Below are 17,813 nucleotides of genomic sequence, written 5' to 3' on the forward strand. Positions count from 1 at the left end.
TTAATCACCTTGCAAATATGCCAAAATCACTGCCATTTAGGCCGCTGAGATATTTTGGCATTATTTATATGAATGAGAGTGAATAGATGAAAGTGGGATTTGTCTTATACCATCGTGCTCTGATCACCGGCGTATCGCTGGCAGCCGAAATGCTGAGCAGCGCCGCAAGTTTACGAGAACGAAAGCAACAACGTGACAACCCTTTTGATATCAAACTGATCGCCCCTTCTTTGACGTCGCCCAAACTTACCGCAGGGATCAAGCTTCAGCCAGATATGACGTTTGAAGACGAACACATTTTCGATATCGTCGTACTGCCGCCAATGTGGGGAAATCCGATATCATCGCTCAGTCATAACCCCGAGATCGTTTCCTGGTTAATCAGGCAATACCGGCATGGCGCAAAACTGGTCGCGACCGGCACCGGTGTCTCCTGGCTGGCTGAAACCGGATTACTGGATAATCAGGTCGCAACAACCCATTGGTACTTTTATGAAAAATTTGCAGCGCGTTATCCCCGTGTACAGCTGAACCGACAAGCTTCAATTACGGCTGCCAACGGCCTGTTCTGTACCGGCAGTATTAACTCCCAGTCAGAGATGATTTTGTATTTGATCGCAGAAAATTTCGGTCAAAAAATCGCCAACACCATTGAAACCCATTACGGCCATGAAATTTCGAAATCAGCGCAACAACCCTTCTACCAAATTGGCGGACAGGTGCAGTTTGATGAATCTATTGCGCTTGCTCAGGACTGGATGAAACGTAATCTGTCGCAACCGATGACTGCCCAAAGTGTTGCAATACAATGCGGGATGCCACTCAGAACCTTTAATCGAAAATTCAAAGAACAGATTGGCCAGTCTCCCCATCAATATCTGCAAAAAATAAGAATGGAAACAGCGCAACAGTTATTACGAGATTTTGGTATGTCGGTACAAGACGTGGCAGAACAAGTCGGCTACAAAGACGCTTATCACTTTTCGACCCGATTTCAACAACAGTTCAGTGTAACCCCAAGCAAGTACCGGAAAATGGTCAAAGCCAAGATCTATAATGCAGAGTGATCATGCTAAAGTCAGTAAAAACGCCAGCGAGGGGAAAGTCGCTGGCGCTTAATATTTGATTTTTAATCTGAAGATCCGAGTACCGTTTCATAGTGAGTCGGTACTAACCTCAAAATTTGCGGGAGGCGGTGATGTCTTCACATTCACCGTCAATCACGGTGTGACGATCTGGCATATTGGCTTTGGCATAACCCTTTTGTGAATCTCTCGCTTGTGAATAGCCCGCTTGCGAATAGCCTGCCTGCGCATACGCCACTCTTTTTTTAATCAATGGTCTGGTTAATAACGCTGCAACTGCAATAAACAGCCCCATAATTGCAGCAAATGACACGGTGAAAAGACCAACTACCAAAGCAATAAAACCAGCAATAAGATTTCTCATATTCGTGCCTCTTTAATTCAATTCAGGCTTTCAGCCTGTAACAGTTCAGTTAATACCCAAACTACTTCAATACAGCATATCGCAGAAAGATGAATCAATCATGAACAGAAGCCATATTCTGCATGCTTTTGATTGAGTGCGCCCTTTCAGTGACTCAAATAATTATCGATAAAAAAAACCGCAGCGGCTTCTGATGTCTGACTTTCAGAATGGCTACGGTATTCAATTAAGCAGTATGTACTCGCTTATGGCTGAGAACTGCCCTTCTGTTTTGGCCTTATCACCAAGGTAATGCCATCAACGGCAATCACTTCTACCAGCGTACCGGCATCAAGCTCAACATCCGATCGAACTGCCCAGGTGGTATCTCCCAGCTTCATCCGGCCCGGGCCGACTGGGACCGGCTGATCCAGTATACATATCTGTCCAACCAGTTGCTCAGTACGCCTATTCAATGTCCGATGTTTATCATCAGCACGATCCTGGCGGTGTTGATAACGCCACCATAACCAAGTCGTAAAAAGAGAAAACACCACAAATGTCAGCCATTGAACTGACCAGCCCAGTGGCATGAATGACATAATTAACCCAACCAGAACAGCTGATATACCCAGCCATAGCAAGTAACCGGCAGTTCCTAAAAGTTCAAATGCCAGCAATGCTAAACCGAAAGCCAGCCAATGCCAGCCATTCATCTGTTCAAGCAATTCAATCATGCTTTTGTCCCTTTTGCTGGTTCTGATTTGGAACTCAGTAGTTCAGCAATCCCCGCCACAGAGCCCATTAAGCCCGTCGCTTCAAGTGGCAACATAATAACTTTGCCATTTTCAGACTGACCAATAGATTTCAATGCATCGGTATAACCCTGTGCAATAAAGTAATTTATCGCTTTAACATCACCTTGGGCTATCGCCTCAGAAACCATCGTCGTTGCCCTTGCTTCCGCTTCCGCCGCTCGTTCACGGGCTTCTGCCTGAAGAATCGCCGCCTGCTTGTCGCCTTCTGCTCGTAAAATTTCAGACTGCTTATGGCCTTCAGCCCGAAGAATTTCGCCCTGACGAACCCCTTCCGCTTCCAAAATATCGGCACGCTTGTTACGTTCCGCCTTCATTTGCGCATTCATCGCCGCAATAAGATCGGCCGGTGGTTGAACGTCTCGGATCTCAATTCGAGTGACTTTAACGCCCCAAGAATTAGTCGCCTGATCAACAATTGCTAATAATCGGGTATTAATGGTATCTCGTTGCGACAACATTTCATCCAGCTCCATCGAGCCCAATACTGTACGCATATTTGTTAAGGTCAGATTACGAATGGCATGTTCGAGATCATTCACTTCATAGGCAGCTTTTGCCGCATCAATGACTTGAATAAAACAGACCGCATCAATGGTCACACTCGCATTATCACGAGAAATAACTTCTTGGGCGGGAATATCGAGTACTCGCTCCATCACACTGATCTTGTTTCCGATCCGATCAAAAAACGGCACAATCAGATTTAAACCAGGGTAGATGGTTTTGGTATATCGGCCAAAGCGCTCTACTGTCCAGTTACTGCCCTGAGGAACAGTTTTGACACCTGACGCAATAAAGACAATAACAACAACTATAAGTACGCCGATGGTGATTAACGTATCGTATGGCATTTCGTTTCTCCTAGACTAAAACCGAAAAGAGCAAAAGAGTCGTCAGGATACCGATTTATATGCCGATATTGAATAATTGGTTTGTGCTATCGCTGGATTTGTTAGGTCAGATCAATGAATTAGAGTAATTTGAATATAACAGGCAAGGTTCACTAGGTCTAGAGGATCACACTCACCAGAACCCGGTCTGTGTATGACGGAAATTTAATTTTTACTCGCCAGCTTCCTAATTATCAAACAGACAGAGGTATTTACTGATGATCCAACTATTGCATAACGCTCTGACTGCTTTTAATTGCCCAAATCGAGACAGTTACCCGCTGCAAGGACGTTATGTCGGTAACCTTGAAGCCGTAGAATATTATTTAGCACAAGCAATCGACCTGGAGCCGAAGCAGCAAAAATTACAGATCACCTTGGCGAATATGCAAACCTTTCGCGGCGACATAGAGCTCGCATTACACACCTACCAACATGCCCTTTCGTCGGCAACATCAGTATCAGAAAAAACGTTGGCCCTGATTTACCTGTCGGTATGGCACTCCCACCAAGGCAATTTATTCGAGTCCCAGCAGTATCTCGAACAGCTCGTTACGGCAGATAAGCCCTTAGCTGATAAGGTAGCGTGCTTATCGAGAAAAATAGAAGGCATCGTGTCGACGCCTGTTCACTATTGTCCTGCTGAATTACGAGAAAATGAATTACCAGCTGAAGATAAGCATTTCAACCATGCCATCATCACATTAGGGTTCAAGCTAAATGATGATGGTTCAATGGCTCCTCAGCTATTGCAACGACTGAGCCTCACTGTAGATCTCTCAAAGCGATACCCACACAGTGTCATCATCGTCACCGGCGGACTAGAACAAGCGGGAATAACCGAGTCACAGGCCATGAAAGCCTGGCTGGTAGAGCAAGGGATCTCAGCGAACCGCGTCATTGAAGAAGATCAGGCAACCAATACCATAGACAATGCCCGGTTCAGCTTAGCACTGCTGGAACGTCACCATATCCATCGCGCAACGCTGGTCAGTGCATCCATTCATGTTCATCGCTCACAGGTATTGTTCGACACCCTGCAATGGCGAGAAAAACATAGCACAATCCATTTTACCCATTGCGCAGTCGAAGACGGCCTATTCTCTGTCATACGCCCTACAGGCAAGGTAAAACGTGATTGCTATATTGATGCCCTGCGCTGCTTTGGCCTGCCTGCCTTCAACTGCTCTCCGCTCATTCAGCTTTAAATTACAAACCACAACAAATTTTCATCCGTTTGCTGTACGTAACGTGAAGTACACATACCAATAACAGCATGCGAGCAGTTTTTTACTCTACTATCAAAGGAAAAGGATCTGCTATTTCAGAGGACAAGAATGCCATGAACCCGCGAAACCACACCCTCATCTGTTTTTTTGCCGCTGTACTTACCCTTATATGGGGAACCGCGCTGCGGGCGCAAGTTATGGGCGAAACGGTGCTGATCCGTGCACCGGTCGAACACGACCTCTATACCGCCGGCCGCCATATCGAGATACTTGCCGAGGTGGACGGCGATCTTGTCGCTGCCGGTCAGGTGATCAACGTCACCGATACGGTGCTTGGCGATGTGATCGCCGCTGCGGAGATCATTAATCTGCGTGCGAACGTGTTAGATGATGTACGCGCAGCCGGTCGGCAGGTGATTGTCATCGGCGAGGTGGGCGATCATATGGTGGCAGCGGGAGAAAACGTTACCCTGGAGTCAGGCAGCCGGATCGGCAGTTGGGCCTGGCTGGCCGGCGAATCTGTACGGGTATCAGGACAAATAGGCCAAGAACTGAAGGCGGCGGCACGTCATGTGATTATCAGCGGCGAGGTGATCGGCGATGTAGAGCTGATGGCCGAGCAGATCGAGATCCTCGATGGCGCCCACCTTCACGGTGATCTGATCTGGCGCAGTGAGCAGCCTCCACTGATCAGTGACGGGGCAACGATCGGCGGACGCATCATCGAGCGACCGCTTCCGGAGCATATGGAAGATGACGACACAGTTCCGCTGGCTGCGTTCATATTCTTCGCCGTCAGCCTGATGATCACAGGGGTGGTGATCTATCTGCTGCTTCCGCAGGTGACAGATCAAACCATGGTCATACTGCGAAGCCAACCCTGGCTCTGTCTCGGGCTGGGCGTGCTCGTGCTGATCACCACCCCGCTGGTTGTCATTCTGCTGTTTGTCACCACCATCGGCTCGTTGCTTGCTCTGGTCCTGCTGGCCTGCTATCTGGTGATGATATTGGTTGCCGTGGTAACCGGCATCTTTTCCGTTGGCGATCTGGGTCTTCGCCTTGCAGGTAAAGGAGATAATGCTGGCAAGGGACTGCGTATTCTCTCCTTTCTTATCGCCATCACCCTGCTGGGGCTGTTACAGCTCATACCCATTGTCGGTGGGGTGATTAAACTGGCAGTGGTGCTGTTCGGGCTGGGCGGATTGGCACTGACGGCGTATCGTGGCAGTCAGCAAGAGATGGCCTAATATTAAAGTCATTTATGTCTCAGTCTCAGTGCGTTAAACTTCACGTCAAGTTGCAACACCCACAAACAAATAAGCACTGGTGACAACATGCATGACACAGCAAGCGTAAAAAGTCTTACGCCGTCACCGGTTACATACCCCATTCTGTTAGCTTGTGTTTTTAGTACCCCATTTGGTACCCCATATAGCACAACGGAAATAAAAAAGAGTTATAGATCAAATGAGTAGTCAGACAATCCAGTGGTTCCCAGGCCATATGCACAAGGCTCGAAAAGAAATCGAAGAAGTACTACCAAAGATCGATGTCATCATTGAGGTACTCGATGCGCGTATTCCTTTCAGTAGTGAAAACCCGCTGATCAAAACCTTCCGAGAAAAAAACGACAAGCCTGTCGTTAAAGTGCTGAACAAGCGAGATCTGGCCGATCCTGAAATGACCCAGATGTGGATTGAACACCTTGAAAAAGAACAAGGTGTAAAAGCGATTGCCATCACTACAGAAAATATCAACGAAGTAAACAAAATCACCGAGCTTTGCCGTAAGCTAGCCCCTGGTCGTGAAGAGATGGGCAAAAATATTCGCACCATGATCATGGGTATTCCGAATGTTGGTAAATCGACCATCATTAATACTTTGGCTGGTCGTTCCGTTGCTGTAACGGGTAACCAACCAGCCGTAACTCGCCAACAGCAGCGTATTAACCTACAAAACGGGATCGTGCTGTCTGATACGCCTGGGATCTTATGGCCTAAAGTTGAGAACCCACACAGTGGTTTCCGTCTGGCAGCAACAGGTGCCGTTAAAGATACCGCCATGGACTACATGGATGTCGCTTTTTTCACAATTGAATATTTGGCTGCCGCATACCCGGACTTAATCAAAGCCCGTTACGACCTTGATGATGAATTACCTGAAACTGATATCGAGCTGATGGAAGAAATTGGCCGCAAGCGTGGTTGTTTGCGTCCCGGTGGCCGTATCGATTTACACAAAGCATCAGAAATCCTGATCAACGAACTGCGTAACGGTATTTTGGGTAAGATCACCATGGAACGCCCGGAGATGATCACCGAAGAGTTGGTCAATGTTGCCATTGAAGCCGAACTTAAAAAAGAACAGCAAATTAAAAAGAAAGAAGAGCGAAGAAAACGCTACTTGAAGAACAAGCGATAGATAACACTCTAATTTGTAAATATATAACTTAGAGTCAAATCTAGCTGTTTTGAACTGAAAAATGCTGCCAGAAGGCGGCATTATTTATTACTCTACCACATTCCAATTCCGTCTTTATTTCATAAGAATGTATGCGCCCCGTGGGAGCATGGGGCGCATACATAGAAGCTAATAGGCTGTTTTCCATCAACTTGCCTTCGATTCGTTCAGAATCAGAAACTAATGAAATAATTTTGTGGTCTGTGTTGGCTTTCCATTCGTAAAAATGTTGCTGTTGCTTGTTGTCATCACGGATCAACTCTCATCCATCTCTTTTTACAAAATTTTTTCAGCTAACTCATCAATAAGTCAGAAAAACATTCATTTATAACACTAAACATTAGTACTAAAATGAACATTGAAAAAGCAATGATTTTCTCGTTATATTCGATTGATAACAATGACTTAATTAAAATGATTATTTGTATTTACTCGTCACAATTCATCTTGTTCTAAATGTAAAGCAACCCATTTATGTAGTACAAACAAAAGTTATCATTCAGATAAGTTTTTCTCATTTTACGACCGTAAATTTTAGGTTCATATTCCTCTTCCTGAACAATCATATGCTGCTTTTTTCTACAGCAGTTAATCGAAAAACATTATTGATATTGGAGACCGCGGTAGTGACTAATACCACTACTTGTCACACTGGCGGAGGTATTTTTGTACCTGTTGCCGGGCTGACTATTTTTGCCATTGCATCTGGCTATTTAATGAGTTTAATCCCACTTGCGATGGGAGAATTCAAAATAGATACCAGTTATGCTAGCTGGTTAGCCAGTATTTTCTATGTCGGTCTTCTTATTGGTTCGATGATGATTGAACCGGTGATCGACAAGATCGGCCACCGTATCGCTTTTGTTAGTTTTCTTGCATCACTAGCATTAACGGTTGCAATTATGCCGTTATTTCCACACAAAGAAGTATGGCTATTTGCTCGACTTGTTGCGGGGATGGCAGTCGCCGGTATCTTTGTCGTTGTTGAATCATGGCTACTGATTGGTGACGATAAAAAAGAGCGCGCAAAACGACTTGGCTTTTACATGACGGCGCTATACGGCGGCACGACGCTAGGTCAGTTTGGTATTGGTTTATTTGGTATTAGTGGCTTCGGACCTTTTATCGTTATCTTAACTCTGGTATTAATCGCGATCTTACCGCCATTATTAATTAAGCAAGGTCAGCCCGTTTGTGAATCGCACCATAACCTGACCTTTAAGCAGATTACACGCTTGAGTAAGCCAGCCGTTGTTGGTTGCGCCACCTCTGGTATTGTAATGGGCAGCATTTATGGATTAATGCCTTTAGGATTACGTCAAAGCGGCATTAGCGATGAAAAAATTGGTCTTTTGATGGCGGCAATCATTCTTGGTGGCATGATGATTCAACCTATCATCAGTGCATTAGCTCATCGTATGAGTAAAACACTACTATTAGCAATGATGTGCTTAGTCGGTGTGTTTGCGATGGGATTAATATATCAGAATAATGATTATTTTGTATTAATGATCGCGTTAGCTTTACTGGGGATGTCTGCTTTTACGTTGTATCCCATTGCGATAACCCTGGCTTGTGATGAGCTTGATTCTTCATTTATCGTCTCAGCTACACAAATAATGCTTTTTAGCTATAGCGTAGGCTCAGCGGCGGGCCCGATGATTGCAAATCGGTTCATGATTGAAAAAAATGGACTGATGGACTTTTTCTTCATTGTGCTGTTAAGCACGGCAATTTATATGCTGTTCTCTAGTATCAAGCGTAAACCTCAGGTTCTGGCAAACTAGATACAAAAAGAGCGGGCGCGACTTTCGTCGCGCCCTTAGGTCTTACTTGCAGCAATCCCGCTACTATGGTGCTCCCTGCATCATTCCATGATATCGCCGATTCCTTCAGCTTAGTCCTTTATTCTCTGTCCCAGAGATATCCTTGATCTTACCTTGATCCGTCGAATCATCCTGTTCCGACTCTCCTCTCCATCCTGGAGGTGTCCCTGACTTCATCCTGAAGTGGTCCATTTTCGTCATCCTGACGAGTAAGTCATCCTACCTACTATATCGTTTCCTTCCGATTATCCCTTCACAGTCCATGTCCGATAAGTCATCCTGACTCACCGCCCTCATCCTGAGGCTGCCAACATCCCTGGCCTTTTCCTGTTCCGTTCCGTCAGTTCCTTCCGACTGGGTACAGATTACTTGTTTTATGGATCTAAGCAATGAACTGAGATCACACTTTTAACTGAGTATTTTATATGAACAAACATTTTTAAACATATCTCACTGATAAATATAAAATTTAAATTATCAGCAGGAAAAAAAGCCAACAATATTATTACTATTTCGCACAGTTTCGTAAGAGATCTCGCACAATAAGAGGAGTGCTAGTCTGATATTCCTCCACAAATCGGCTCAAAACCTTCATTTTAACCAAGGTGCCAGACCGATTTTATGGATCTTTTTCACATCAAGGCCACTTTTCATCGCAATACCCTACGTCAAATAGAACCACTCATCACTCATAGGGCAGTCTTTCTCTTATACCGCTTCCATCAAGGCCTCTAACTTATCTAATAAGTGTTCTTTCTTAAATGGCTTAGCAATATAGTCATCCATTCCTGCTTCAAAACATTTCTCAATATCTTCATCAAGGACACTGGCTGTCAAAGCGATAATCGGCAACCGAACAATCTTATTCGCGGTTTCCCACCGTCGGATCTCTTCTGTCGCAGTGAACCCGTCCATGACAGGCATCATGCAGTCCATGAGAATGGCTTTATAGCGAGTGCCCTTTATTACGGCATCAACCGCCTCTTTCCCATTTTTGGCGACTTCAATCTCATAACCCGCTTTTTCAAGTAACACGGAAGCCACTTTCTGATTAATCCGGTTATCTTCAACAATCAAAACAAGCTCTTTATTCACAATTTCAGCAGTCGTTGTATCTGTAGCAACTGAGCCAATATTGTTATTATTTGAGTCAGTCACCAAGGTATCAGTTTGCGTTAAAAGATGACGGATCAAAGACTCCCTATTGTGCTTTACCGAACATAATGAGTCACAGATCACTTTCACAAAGCGTTCACCCAGTATTGGCAAAGTCACCACGCCATTAATGGTATTACCATAATCATATTGTCCATCACCGTGATGATGGCATATAACCAATGCGGGGCTTAAAGGATTTGCACTCAGTCGTTCAATATCTTGTTTGGTTTGTTCCAGCGAATGCTGACAATACAGCAGCAAATCATATTGTCCTATCGCAGCTGATTCTGAGGGCCCACTAAATAAAGTGACATCCAAACCGTATTTCTTACACTCATCTCCTAACTGCATTGCAAAAGGCGTCTTATTACACAATAACAAGCATTTGATGCTTTTAAACTCAAGAACTGGCTTAGGCTTCATTTGTTGTATATCGGCCTCAAGAGAAAAGTAAAAATTACTGCCTTTTCCTTTATCTGAATCCAGACCGATCTTTCCTCCCATTAACTCAACCAGCTGACAACAAATCGCCAACCCTAGTCCTGTACCACCAAACTGTCGAGTGATAGAGCCATCTTCTTGAGTAAACGGATCAAATATCTGATATTGTTTATTCTTCGCAATACCTATGCCCGAATCCTGAACTGAAAATAGTAATGTCGCTTTATGTCCATTTAATGAATCACAACTAATGGATAAAACAACGGTTCCATTTTGAGTAAATTTAACGGCATTAGACATCAGGTTCATTAGCACCTGACGCAAACGGTGCTCATCAATCATTATGAATTGAGGCAGCCTTGGATCAAGTTTGAGTTGCAGATCGAGACCTTTTTCAGACGCTTTAGCCAATACGACGGTCATCGTGTCATAAGCGACTTCACAAATATCTGATTCATATGACGTCAGCACTAATTTACCTGATTCAATTTTGGACAGATCTAAAATATCGTTAATCAACATAAATAGTGTCTGGGAGGAGGTTTCTATTGTTCGCAAATAGTCTGTCTGTGATGGGTTCAAATCTGTATCAGCCAGGATAGATGTCATACCGATAATGCCATTAAGGGGGGTACGGATCTCATGAGACATATTGGCAAGAAATGAACTTTTTGCGAGGTTCGCCTTTTCTGCCTCTTCTTTAGCCTTAATGATCTTAGTTTCGTTAATGGCACGTTCTTTAATCAGCTTGTTTAACTTGGTGCTAAACAGCGTGAATTCATCGTTACCGTCTTGATCGATTTTCAGCGAGTAATCACGTGCCTCTTCAATCTGAGACATTGTCCGAATGACTCGATGCAAGTAATTGATTATACGCCGGGAAAGGTTAGCTCCCAGATAACTCATCAGCGCCAGTGAAAGAACAATCGCTAACAAAAAAATGCCCATCAGCAACTTAGCATCGTTCATAGATGTTTGGATCTCATCAACTAACTGTCGATTGACTTTATACACCACAAACTGAATCAGTTTAAATCGTTCATTAAATGCGATCAGCCCCTTCCCGATCTCACTGTTTTTAACATTACCCGTTAAGATACCTTCGCGAAGCTTATAACTGCTTGCGAATGCTGGGTGGGCAAACGTTTTAAGCAATAATTCAATTTGTTCAGGTTGCGCGTTAATTGAAATAAATCGATCAATATATAACTGCTGACGTTCGATGACTGTCGACAAGGATGCTTTATAGTCGAGGTTATTTTGAGCTAAGAATTGATGAATGTACCAGTTTTCTTCCTGTGCCCAGTACAACAGCCACTGCAGTTGGTATAAAACACTAACATTCTGTTCAATTCGTGTATTTCCAGTGTGTAAAATCTCTTTTTCAAAATTCATTAAAGACTGATTAATTAGGTCATCCACCCAGAGAGACCAATCATTTAAGTCTTCTTTTTCTAATAGTCTAACCTCTTCGCTCGCTTCTCCCATCTCAGTCATTACTTGCGACATTTCTGCCAAAACATCACCATGAAAGGCACCAGATAGTAAATGTGAAACATTCTCGATCGACTCTGAGATTTGTTTTTCGGCAAGAGTGCTATCTTCCCCCTGTAATCGTCCTATTTTTAAAGAATGTATAGCCGATGAGATTTTAGATTGTTCTGCCAATAACTCAATACGAGTATTTAGGGTATTCAAATTCTGCACATCATGATACAGCTTATTGATCTCTAAACCTGCAAAAATACTGGTAAATAGTAAGGGCAATATTACCAGAAGCAACAGCCTTGTTTTTATGGATATTTTATTCAACAGGCTCATCTCATCTCCTTGACCTTGAACCCAAATCACATTTATTCATTGCCACATTGATGTCTGTTTGTAGTTACATTTATGTCTACTATTATCTATATTAGGACTAATTCAGGATGAATGGAAAAGAATTAATGGATAATGGATTTCATGTTCGACACATTCAGGCCAACGTATTTTTAGGATTATTAGTCGTATTTCTCTGTTTTCCCACATTCGCCGCTAATAATGACGAGAAAGAAGTCAATTTCGCCGTATTTTCGCTAAATAGTACGTTTCCGACACTCAGTAAAAGTAAAGCTAGAATGCTATATAAAGGAAGAACTAAAAAATTAAACGGTAGCATTAAAATTGTTCTGGTTGACTTGCCAGAAAGCTCTATTCACCGAGAAGAATTTTATGAAATGTTACTTGGAAAATCCATTCCCCAGATGAATGGTTATTGGGCTAGCCTCTCCTTTTCAGGTAAAGGTACACCACCGGAAGAACTCAATGGTGATGATATTAAAGACATTCTCGAATGGCTTAATAATAATCCTAATGGTATAGCTTATGCGCCGGTCGAATCTGTGCCAGAGAATGCTAATATCCTCATCACAATCTCACAAGGAGAGTAAGGTTATGAAAAAATCATTTTCTTTATTACTTTTCATTGCGAGCATTCCATTTGATTCTCATGCCGCAATTAAAATTACCGATAACTTCTCGATCAGCGGCTTTGGTTCAGCTTCCATCACCCAATCGGATAATAAAACCCCGCTGTTTGTTCATCGTGAAGTCAGCGATGAAGTTTGTTATGACTGCGACACTATCTTAGGTTTACAGGCTGATCTGGTAATTACTGATGTGTTTAATACATCGGTACAAGTAGTGAAGCGCCCGCAAGATGACTGGTCTGATCCTGAAGTTGAGTGGGCATATCTTGCCTATAACTACAATGACTGGTCTTTCAAAGGTGGCCGGTTAAGGTTGCCGTTGTTCCTCGCATCTGAGTATTACTACGTCGGTCAGGCTTATAACTGGGCCCGTCCTCCCCAAGAAGTCTATGACAGTATTCTCGGTTTTACCTTCTACGATGGATTAGCCATTCAATGGGATTATTACCTATCAGACGAAGCCATTGTTACTATTAGCCCATATTATGGCTTTTCAAAAAAATACAAAACCGAGTTAGGCGATGATGAACTCGTGTTTGATGCGGAACGAATAACGGGAGTCTCTTTGGAGGTCAATGGTTTTAATTACCGGGTACATGCAGGGTACATGTACGCCGACTTTGATATGCTGCCAGAACCAACCTATGACAGGCTGAGCATGTATACATTAGGTGCCGAATATTCCTTTAAGCAATGGCTATTTATGTCAGAGCTGGAAACCGATAATTTGCAGACAAGCTGGTATCTCAGCAGTGCTTACCATTTCGACCAGTTCACGCCATATTTGGTCTACGGTGAAAGCCATCACCGCAGAAAGTCAAACAACATCACCGCAGGCCTTCGCCTTGATCTCACCAACTCCATTTCAATTAATGCCGAATGGCAAAACATATTTATGGGCCAGGAAGATTACAACAACGGTTCTATGGGGCAATTTATTGCACCACCAATTCTCAACAATGAAAGCAAGGATGTACAACTTTATACGCTGATGCTGAACTTTGTGTTCTAGGCACTTATTTTATTAGCCTAGAAACAGATCCTGACTAACGAAATAAGGACTAAAAAATAAGGGGGACAGGCTATTTCACCAGCATCGCGGCCCCAAACACCCCGGCGCTGTCACCTAAGTCAGGTTTAACAATCAGAGTTTCCAGTCTGGAATTGAATAGATGCCGTTCAATGGCTTTTGGCGCATGCTCGTAGAGTGCGTCAATATTCCCCACCCCGCCACCAACAATAATGACGTCAGGATCAATAATATTGATCACCTGAGCGACAGCCAGACCGAATTTTTCAATCAGACGCGTCAATGTATGCTGAGCATAGCTGTCAGCTTGAGCGGCTTTCTTGACTATTTCAGGTAGTGATAAAGCCTTCTTAGCCAGGTTCTTGTAGTGAGCTTCAAGGCCTTTTCCTGAAATGACCGTTTCAAGGCAGCCGTTTTTACCGCAATAACAAGGTGCACCATTTGGCTCAAGCACATTGTGTCCCCACTCACCGGCAATGCCATGTAAGCCATTAATAAGTTTTCCATTGACAACCAGCCCCGAGCCAACACCGGTTCCCATAATGATACCAAATACTACTTCAGCATCTGGTTTTAAACGCTTCACGACGCCTAAATGCGTTTCTGCCAATGCAAAACAGTTCGCATCATTGGCTAATATGACTTTTGTGCCAAGCACATCTTCTAAATCTTTATCAAACGCCTGGCCATTGAGCGCCGTCGAGTTACAGTTTTTCATCACGCCTGTTTGGGGATCGAGAGCCCCCGGCGTACCAAAACCAATGGCATCAGGGTATTCCCCTACCACTTCGACGCACTTATCAATTAATAATTTGATCCGCTGTAAGATGTGTACATAACCCTTATCACTTTGCGTCAAAACACGTTTACGTACGACACAACGGTTATCTTTACGTGCCATCACTGCGCACTCAATCTTCGTACCGCCAAGATCGACGCCCCAATAATACTGGCTCATGGCCTACTCCCTTGGCTAAATTTCATACCTGTGTGACATCCCCAAACCTCTTAAGATGATTTGGATATGATAATAGAATTACGCAAATTAATTCAGTTAGCCACCTAGCAAATAACCCAAATAGTGAGCGGATTAACAAGTCTCATGGAGATCGTCGTTTTAGACAGTTTGAAACGTTCAATTACCGAATGATTAAAATCGACCATACTTAGCATTAACAGCAACACAGCCAATACTGAGCAGGTATCTTAACTTGAGGAGAATCGCACTATGTTTCTAAAAGAGACGCGCACCGGTGATCTAGTCGATGTGGTTGATATGGGAGCATTGATAAACCCGTTTGCACAGCAGGTAAGTGTGCAGTATCAATCAGGGGAAGATCTGGCAGAGCCAGTGTCCATTGACAAACAGAATCTGGCTTTTCCCTCTGGTGAAGAACTGCCAGAATGCTGGATTAACGGATACTACCGGTTTAAACAGAAATAACGGTCTTATACCAATCGGTACAATTATCTAGTACCTACACAGTGAAGATGGTTGATTAAAACAGTTGAAGTCCGTCATCCCAGAAACCGCCAAACACCGAACTTGCAGGCTTTATCAAGACTCACTTGGCGGTTATCAGGGATCCATCATGCACGGAAGGTTCAGTGGACTGTGGATCCTCGATAATCGCTACTGTTTATCCAATCGATAATGAAAAGATCAATCTTAAGCGATTTCGAGGATGACGACGGTTTGGCTTCATCGATAAAAAACTAATCTGTTCAATCAATCATAATTAATGAGTCAAGGTACTAGCTATCCGCGGTAATTTTGCCAATTGGTATTCATTATTAGTTCAACGGCGCTGTAACCGGCATTGTTGCCAACCGTTGAGCAATCTGCGTGGTTAAACGCGATACCCCTTCCGACAAGGCTTTCACCTGGGCATCATAACCCTCTTGTTCCAGCGGCACCTGGAACTTAAACGGAAACACACCTTGCAGCTCACCTTTACCGTCGAGTATTAGCCATTCACCACTAACTTTTGCCACTCCGGTGAAATGGCCATTGAACTGACTGATTTTCACCTGCAATCTTGGCAACCCCGTAGTAGCAAGGGCTGGCGTCAATTCTGTCGGCCAGTAGGTTGTTTGCTTCAGGCGAAGATCTTCATTTATACGTCGCGTTAACTGCTCACCAATGCTTTCAGCCCACAAGTTTTGCTGAGCCTGTACGATCTCGGTCTCGCTCACCTGATAAACCAGCCCCGTACCCGCCAAATGTTCGGCCATTTCGACCGGGCGTACCACCAACAATGGTTGATGGGTACCAGCCTGAGCCATCGCAGCCTGTCCGCTGGCAGGAAGAAGATAGGTATTGCTCACCACATCAGGTTGACTGCTACACCCTGTTAGCGCTAAGGCCGATAGTAATAACCACTTTCGCATTATTGGCGCCCCCCGGCAGGAATCGGATCTTTGGCTTTTTCACTGCTAAAGATTAAAGAATTGGGTTTCTCATTAAGCTGCCTTAATACCGGCTGCAGCTCTGTCATCACTTGCTCAAAACGCAATAATGCCTCTTCGAGATTGCGATAAGGCACCGCATCCGGGCCAAACCCATTCAGTGTAGACTGGATCTGTTGCAGGCTTTGACGGATTTCACCCGGAATTGCTTGTGTCTCTTTCTGCGCTAACAATTTGTTTAACTGGTTAGCCACCTTTTCTGCCGCAAATAAACTTTTCTGTGACGCATTTAAACTCTGAGTCAGTGACGTTAATGTCTCTTCAACGGGCAGATCATTAAACTTGATCAGTAAGCTACTGACTTGCTTCTGAATTTCTGCAAAGCCACCGGCACGAGTCGGGAATAGATCATACTCCTCATATTTGACGATTTCGGGCATTTTCTCTTCTGGGTACACCTCAGTATCAATGAACAAAGCCCCTGTCAGAAAACTACCGGTTTTCAATGTTGCCCGCAGACCCAGGTTGAATTCGCGAACCAGGCTAGTTTTCAGCTCCTGTGTCGTTTCATAGCTCACATGCTCGTTGACACGACCAAGCTCGATACGCACCAAAACTGGGATCTGCTTATTCGAAAATCCTTTTTTCCTGGTTGCCAAATGCAGCGGTACTTTCTTCACGGTACCAATACGAATTCCTCGGTATTCAACCGGAGCGCCTGCATTCAACCCCCGTACCGATTCATCAAACATCATGACAAACTCAAGGTACTCGTTAAAAACACGTTCACGTACTGATTTCAAATTGTCATAAAGCTTGAACAGGCTCATCTGTTCAGTGATCAGCTTCCCTTCTTCGGAGCCTTCCGGTACCCGGAAACTCACTCCTCCGGTGATCAGTGACTCTATAGAACCGATCGTCAAGTTAAGTCCTTCCGCCGTCATCTTCAGATCGATACCCGAGCTCAGCCAAAACCTGGTGCGAGAGCGGATCAAACTGTCATAAGGCTGGAAAATGAATAACTGATAATTCGCTTTCTTGGTCTTAGTATCAAAGCTCACCGTCTCAACCCGACCGACGGTAAAACCTTCATACAGTACCGGATCACCCACGCCTAGTTTTCCGGCTTCATCGTGAGTCAGTACCAAGCGCAGCCCCTTCGCATCAGCAGGGCCGACAGGTGGCGTTTCCAGTACGGTAAATTTCAGCTGTTTCCCTTTATTAACCCCGGGTTGCAATTCAATGTAAGAACCCGACAGCAGTGTATCCAACCCTGAAATACCTTCTTTACCAATACGCGGTTTCACCACCCAAAATCGCGTATCTTCTTTTAGCATGCGCTCAGCATCTTTATTCATCTGGGCTTTTGCAATAATGTAAGTGTAGTCATCGCTCAATTTCACATCGGTGATCACCCCGACTTTTACATTCAGCGATTTAATTTCTGTTTTACCTACTTCAATTCCTTCCGCTGTATTCAGTTGCAAGGTCACTATTGGCCCTTTACTGCTGACATACTGAACCAGCATCCAAATCCCTATCACCACGGCAATGACCGGTACCAGCCATATTGTTGATATCTGTCTTAGGTCTTCTACTTCAGCCTTCGCGGTCTTGTTATCACTCATAGTCAGGCATCTCATTAAAGTTAGTAGT

General features: G+C 44.2%; 16 protein-coding genes. 8 read left to right on the forward strand and 8 right to left on the reverse strand.

Annotation, left to right across the window (positions count from 1 at the left end):
* Window positions 1-86 precede the first annotated feature (86 nt).
* Window positions 87-1,067 carry a GlxA family transcriptional regulator gene (locus C9I89_RS03770; protein WP_107282025.1) on the forward strand — a complete coding sequence of 327 codons (981 nt, stop codon included), beginning with the start codon at window positions 87-89 and terminating at the stop codon, window positions 1,065-1,067.
* A gap of 109 nt (window positions 1,068-1,176) precedes the next feature.
* Here C9I89_RS03770 and C9I89_RS03775 read toward each other — a convergent pair whose 3' ends face one another.
* The 3 genes from C9I89_RS03775 to C9I89_RS03785 all read right to left on the reverse strand — a co-directional run bounded on the left by C9I89_RS03775 (window position 1,177) and on the right by C9I89_RS03785 (window position 3,097).
* Window positions 1,177-1,449 (reverse strand): hypothetical protein, encoded by a 273-nt coding sequence (locus C9I89_RS03775; protein WP_107282026.1) that lies wholly within the window; start codon window positions 1,447-1,449, stop codon window positions 1,177-1,179.
* A gap of 245 nt (window positions 1,450-1,694) precedes the next feature.
* Window positions 1,695-2,165, reverse strand: coding sequence for an NfeD family protein (locus C9I89_RS03780; protein ID WP_107282027.1), 471 nt, complete (start codon window positions 2,163-2,165; stop codon window positions 1,695-1,697).
* Window positions 2,162-3,097: an SPFH domain-containing protein gene (locus tag C9I89_RS03785; protein WP_107282028.1), complete on the reverse strand. Its 936-nt coding sequence runs from the start codon at window positions 3,095-3,097 to the stop codon at window positions 2,162-2,164. The genes C9I89_RS03780 and C9I89_RS03785 overlap by 4 nt, the downstream gene beginning before the upstream one ends.
* 257 nt (window positions 3,098-3,354) lie before the next feature.
* On the opposite strand from C9I89_RS03785, the gene C9I89_RS03790 reads away from it, so the two are divergent.
* From C9I89_RS03790 to ylqF, 3 genes are all read left to right on the forward strand, one after another.
* Window positions 3,355-4,344 (forward strand): YdcF family protein, encoded by a 990-nt coding sequence (locus C9I89_RS03790; protein ID WP_107282029.1) that lies wholly within the window; start codon window positions 3,355-3,357, stop codon window positions 4,342-4,344.
* Window positions 4,345-4,412: 68 nt separating this feature from the next.
* On the forward strand, window positions 4,413-5,612 hold the full coding sequence (locus tag C9I89_RS03795) for a DUF8173 domain-containing protein (protein ID WP_146155042.1): 1,200 nt from the start codon (window positions 4,413-4,415) through the stop codon (window positions 5,610-5,612).
* Window positions 5,613-5,832: 220 nt separating this feature from the next.
* The gene (ylqF, locus tag C9I89_RS03800) at window positions 5,833-6,786 is read left to right on the forward strand and encodes a ribosome biogenesis GTPase YlqF (protein ID WP_107282031.1); all 954 of its coding nucleotides are present in this window, start codon (window positions 5,833-5,835) and stop codon (window positions 6,784-6,786) included.
* A gap of 40 nt (window positions 6,787-6,826) precedes the next feature.
* Here the strand turns inward: ylqF and C9I89_RS03805 are convergent, their stop codons facing one another.
* Window positions 6,827-7,084 (reverse strand): hypothetical protein, encoded by a 258-nt coding sequence (locus tag C9I89_RS03805; RefSeq protein ID WP_107282032.1) that lies wholly within the window; start codon window positions 7,082-7,084, stop codon window positions 6,827-6,829.
* 367 nt (window positions 7,085-7,451) lie between these two features.
* On the opposite strand from C9I89_RS03805, the gene C9I89_RS03810 reads away from it, so the two are divergent.
* Window positions 7,452-8,612: an MFS transporter gene (locus tag C9I89_RS03810; RefSeq protein ID WP_245905393.1), complete on the forward strand. Its 1,161-nt coding sequence runs from the start codon at window positions 7,452-7,454 to the stop codon at window positions 8,610-8,612.
* A gap of 747 nt (window positions 8,613-9,359) precedes the next feature.
* Here the strand turns inward: C9I89_RS03810 and C9I89_RS03820 are convergent.
* Window positions 9,360-12,071 carry a hybrid sensor histidine kinase/response regulator gene (locus C9I89_RS03820; protein WP_107282034.1) on the reverse strand — a complete coding sequence of 904 codons (2,712 nt, stop codon included), beginning with the start codon at window positions 12,069-12,071 and terminating at the stop codon, window positions 9,360-9,362.
* A gap of 107 nt (window positions 12,072-12,178) precedes the next feature.
* Between C9I89_RS03820 and C9I89_RS03825 the strand changes: the two genes are divergently transcribed.
* Entirely contained in the window at window positions 12,179-12,679 is a 501-nt protein-coding gene (locus C9I89_RS03825; RefSeq protein ID WP_245905394.1) for a hypothetical protein, read from the forward strand.
* A gap of 4 nt (window positions 12,680-12,683) precedes the next feature.
* On the forward strand, window positions 12,684-13,730 hold the full coding sequence (locus C9I89_RS03830) for a hypothetical protein (protein WP_107282035.1): 1,047 nt from the start codon (window positions 12,684-12,686) through the stop codon (window positions 13,728-13,730).
* Between the two features lie 70 nt (window positions 13,731-13,800).
* Here the strand turns inward: C9I89_RS03830 and C9I89_RS03835 are convergent, their stop codons facing one another.
* Window positions 13,801-14,706, reverse strand: coding sequence for an ROK family protein (locus tag C9I89_RS03835; RefSeq protein ID WP_107282036.1), 906 nt, complete (start codon window positions 14,704-14,706; stop codon window positions 13,801-13,803).
* 270 nt (window positions 14,707-14,976) lie between these two features.
* Between C9I89_RS03835 and C9I89_RS03840 the strand changes: the two genes are divergently transcribed.
* Window positions 14,977-15,192, forward strand: a complete 216-nt coding sequence (locus C9I89_RS03840) for an acetyltransferase (protein WP_107282037.1) — start codon at window positions 14,977-14,979, stop codon at window positions 15,190-15,192.
* A 350-nt stretch (window positions 15,193-15,542) separates the two neighbouring features.
* On the opposite strand, the gene C9I89_RS03845 is transcribed toward C9I89_RS03840, so the two are convergent.
* Together C9I89_RS03845 and pqiB are read right to left on the reverse strand one after the other, a co-directional pair.
* A complete protein-coding gene (locus C9I89_RS03845; RefSeq protein WP_107282038.1) occupies window positions 15,543-16,139 on the reverse strand; it encodes a PqiC family protein in 597 nt (198 codons plus the stop codon).
* A complete protein-coding gene (pqiB, locus tag C9I89_RS03850; RefSeq protein ID WP_107282039.1) occupies window positions 16,139-17,785 on the reverse strand; it encodes an intermembrane transport protein PqiB in 1,647 nt (548 codons plus the stop codon). The genes C9I89_RS03845 and pqiB overlap by 1 nt, the downstream gene beginning before the upstream one ends.
* Window positions 17,786-17,813: the final 28 nt, after the last annotated feature.

The sequence above is a fragment of the Photobacterium lipolyticum genome (assembly GCF_003026475.1).
Classification (GTDB): Bacteria; Pseudomonadota; Gammaproteobacteria; order Enterobacterales; family Vibrionaceae; genus Photobacterium; species Photobacterium lipolyticum.

What these genes read in the sequence shown, in the direction of transcription:
- C9I89_RS03770 (WP_107282025.1), top strand. Translation starts at nt 87, where the DNA reads ATGAAAGTGGGATTTGTCTTATACCATCGTGCTCTGATCACCGGCGTA.
- pqiB (WP_107282039.1), bottom strand. Translation starts at nt 17,785, where the DNA reads ATGAGTGATAACAAGACCGCGAAGGCTGAAGTAGAAGACCTAAGACAG.
- C9I89_RS03790 (WP_107282029.1), top strand. Translation starts at nt 3,355, where the DNA reads ATGATCCAACTATTGCATAACGCTCTGACTGCTTTTAATTGCCCAAAT.
- C9I89_RS03795 (WP_146155042.1), top strand. Translation starts at nt 4,413, where the DNA reads ATGCGAGCAGTTTTTTACTCTACTATCAAAGGAAAAGGATCTGCTATT.
- C9I89_RS03835 (WP_107282036.1), bottom strand. Translation starts at nt 14,706, where the DNA reads ATGAGCCAGTATTATTGGGGCGTCGATCTTGGCGGTACGAAGATTGAG.
- C9I89_RS03775 (WP_107282026.1), bottom strand. Translation starts at nt 1,449, where the DNA reads ATGAGAAATCTTATTGCTGGTTTTATTGCTTTGGTAGTTGGTCTTTTC.
- ylqF (WP_107282031.1), top strand. Translation starts at nt 5,833, where the DNA reads ATGAGTAGTCAGACAATCCAGTGGTTCCCAGGCCATATGCACAAGGCT.
- C9I89_RS03780 (WP_107282027.1), bottom strand. Translation starts at nt 2,165, where the DNA reads ATGATTGAATTGCTTGAACAGATGAATGGCTGGCATTGGCTGGCTTTC.
- C9I89_RS03785 (WP_107282028.1), bottom strand. Translation starts at nt 3,097, where the DNA reads ATGCCATACGATACGTTAATCACCATCGGCGTACTTATAGTTGTTGTT.
- C9I89_RS03845 (WP_107282038.1), bottom strand. Translation starts at nt 16,139, where the DNA reads ATGCGAAAGTGGTTATTACTATCGGCCTTAGCGCTAACAGGGTGTAGC.
- C9I89_RS03820 (WP_107282034.1), bottom strand. Translation starts at nt 12,071, where the DNA reads ATGAGCCTGTTGAATAAAATATCCATAAAAACAAGGCTGTTGCTTCTG.
- C9I89_RS03840 (WP_107282037.1), top strand. Translation starts at nt 14,977, where the DNA reads ATGTTTCTAAAAGAGACGCGCACCGGTGATCTAGTCGATGTGGTTGAT.
- C9I89_RS03830 (WP_107282035.1), top strand. Translation starts at nt 12,684, where the DNA reads ATGAAAAAATCATTTTCTTTATTACTTTTCATTGCGAGCATTCCATTT.
- C9I89_RS03825 (WP_245905394.1), top strand. Translation starts at nt 12,179, where the DNA reads ATGAATGGAAAAGAATTAATGGATAATGGATTTCATGTTCGACACATT.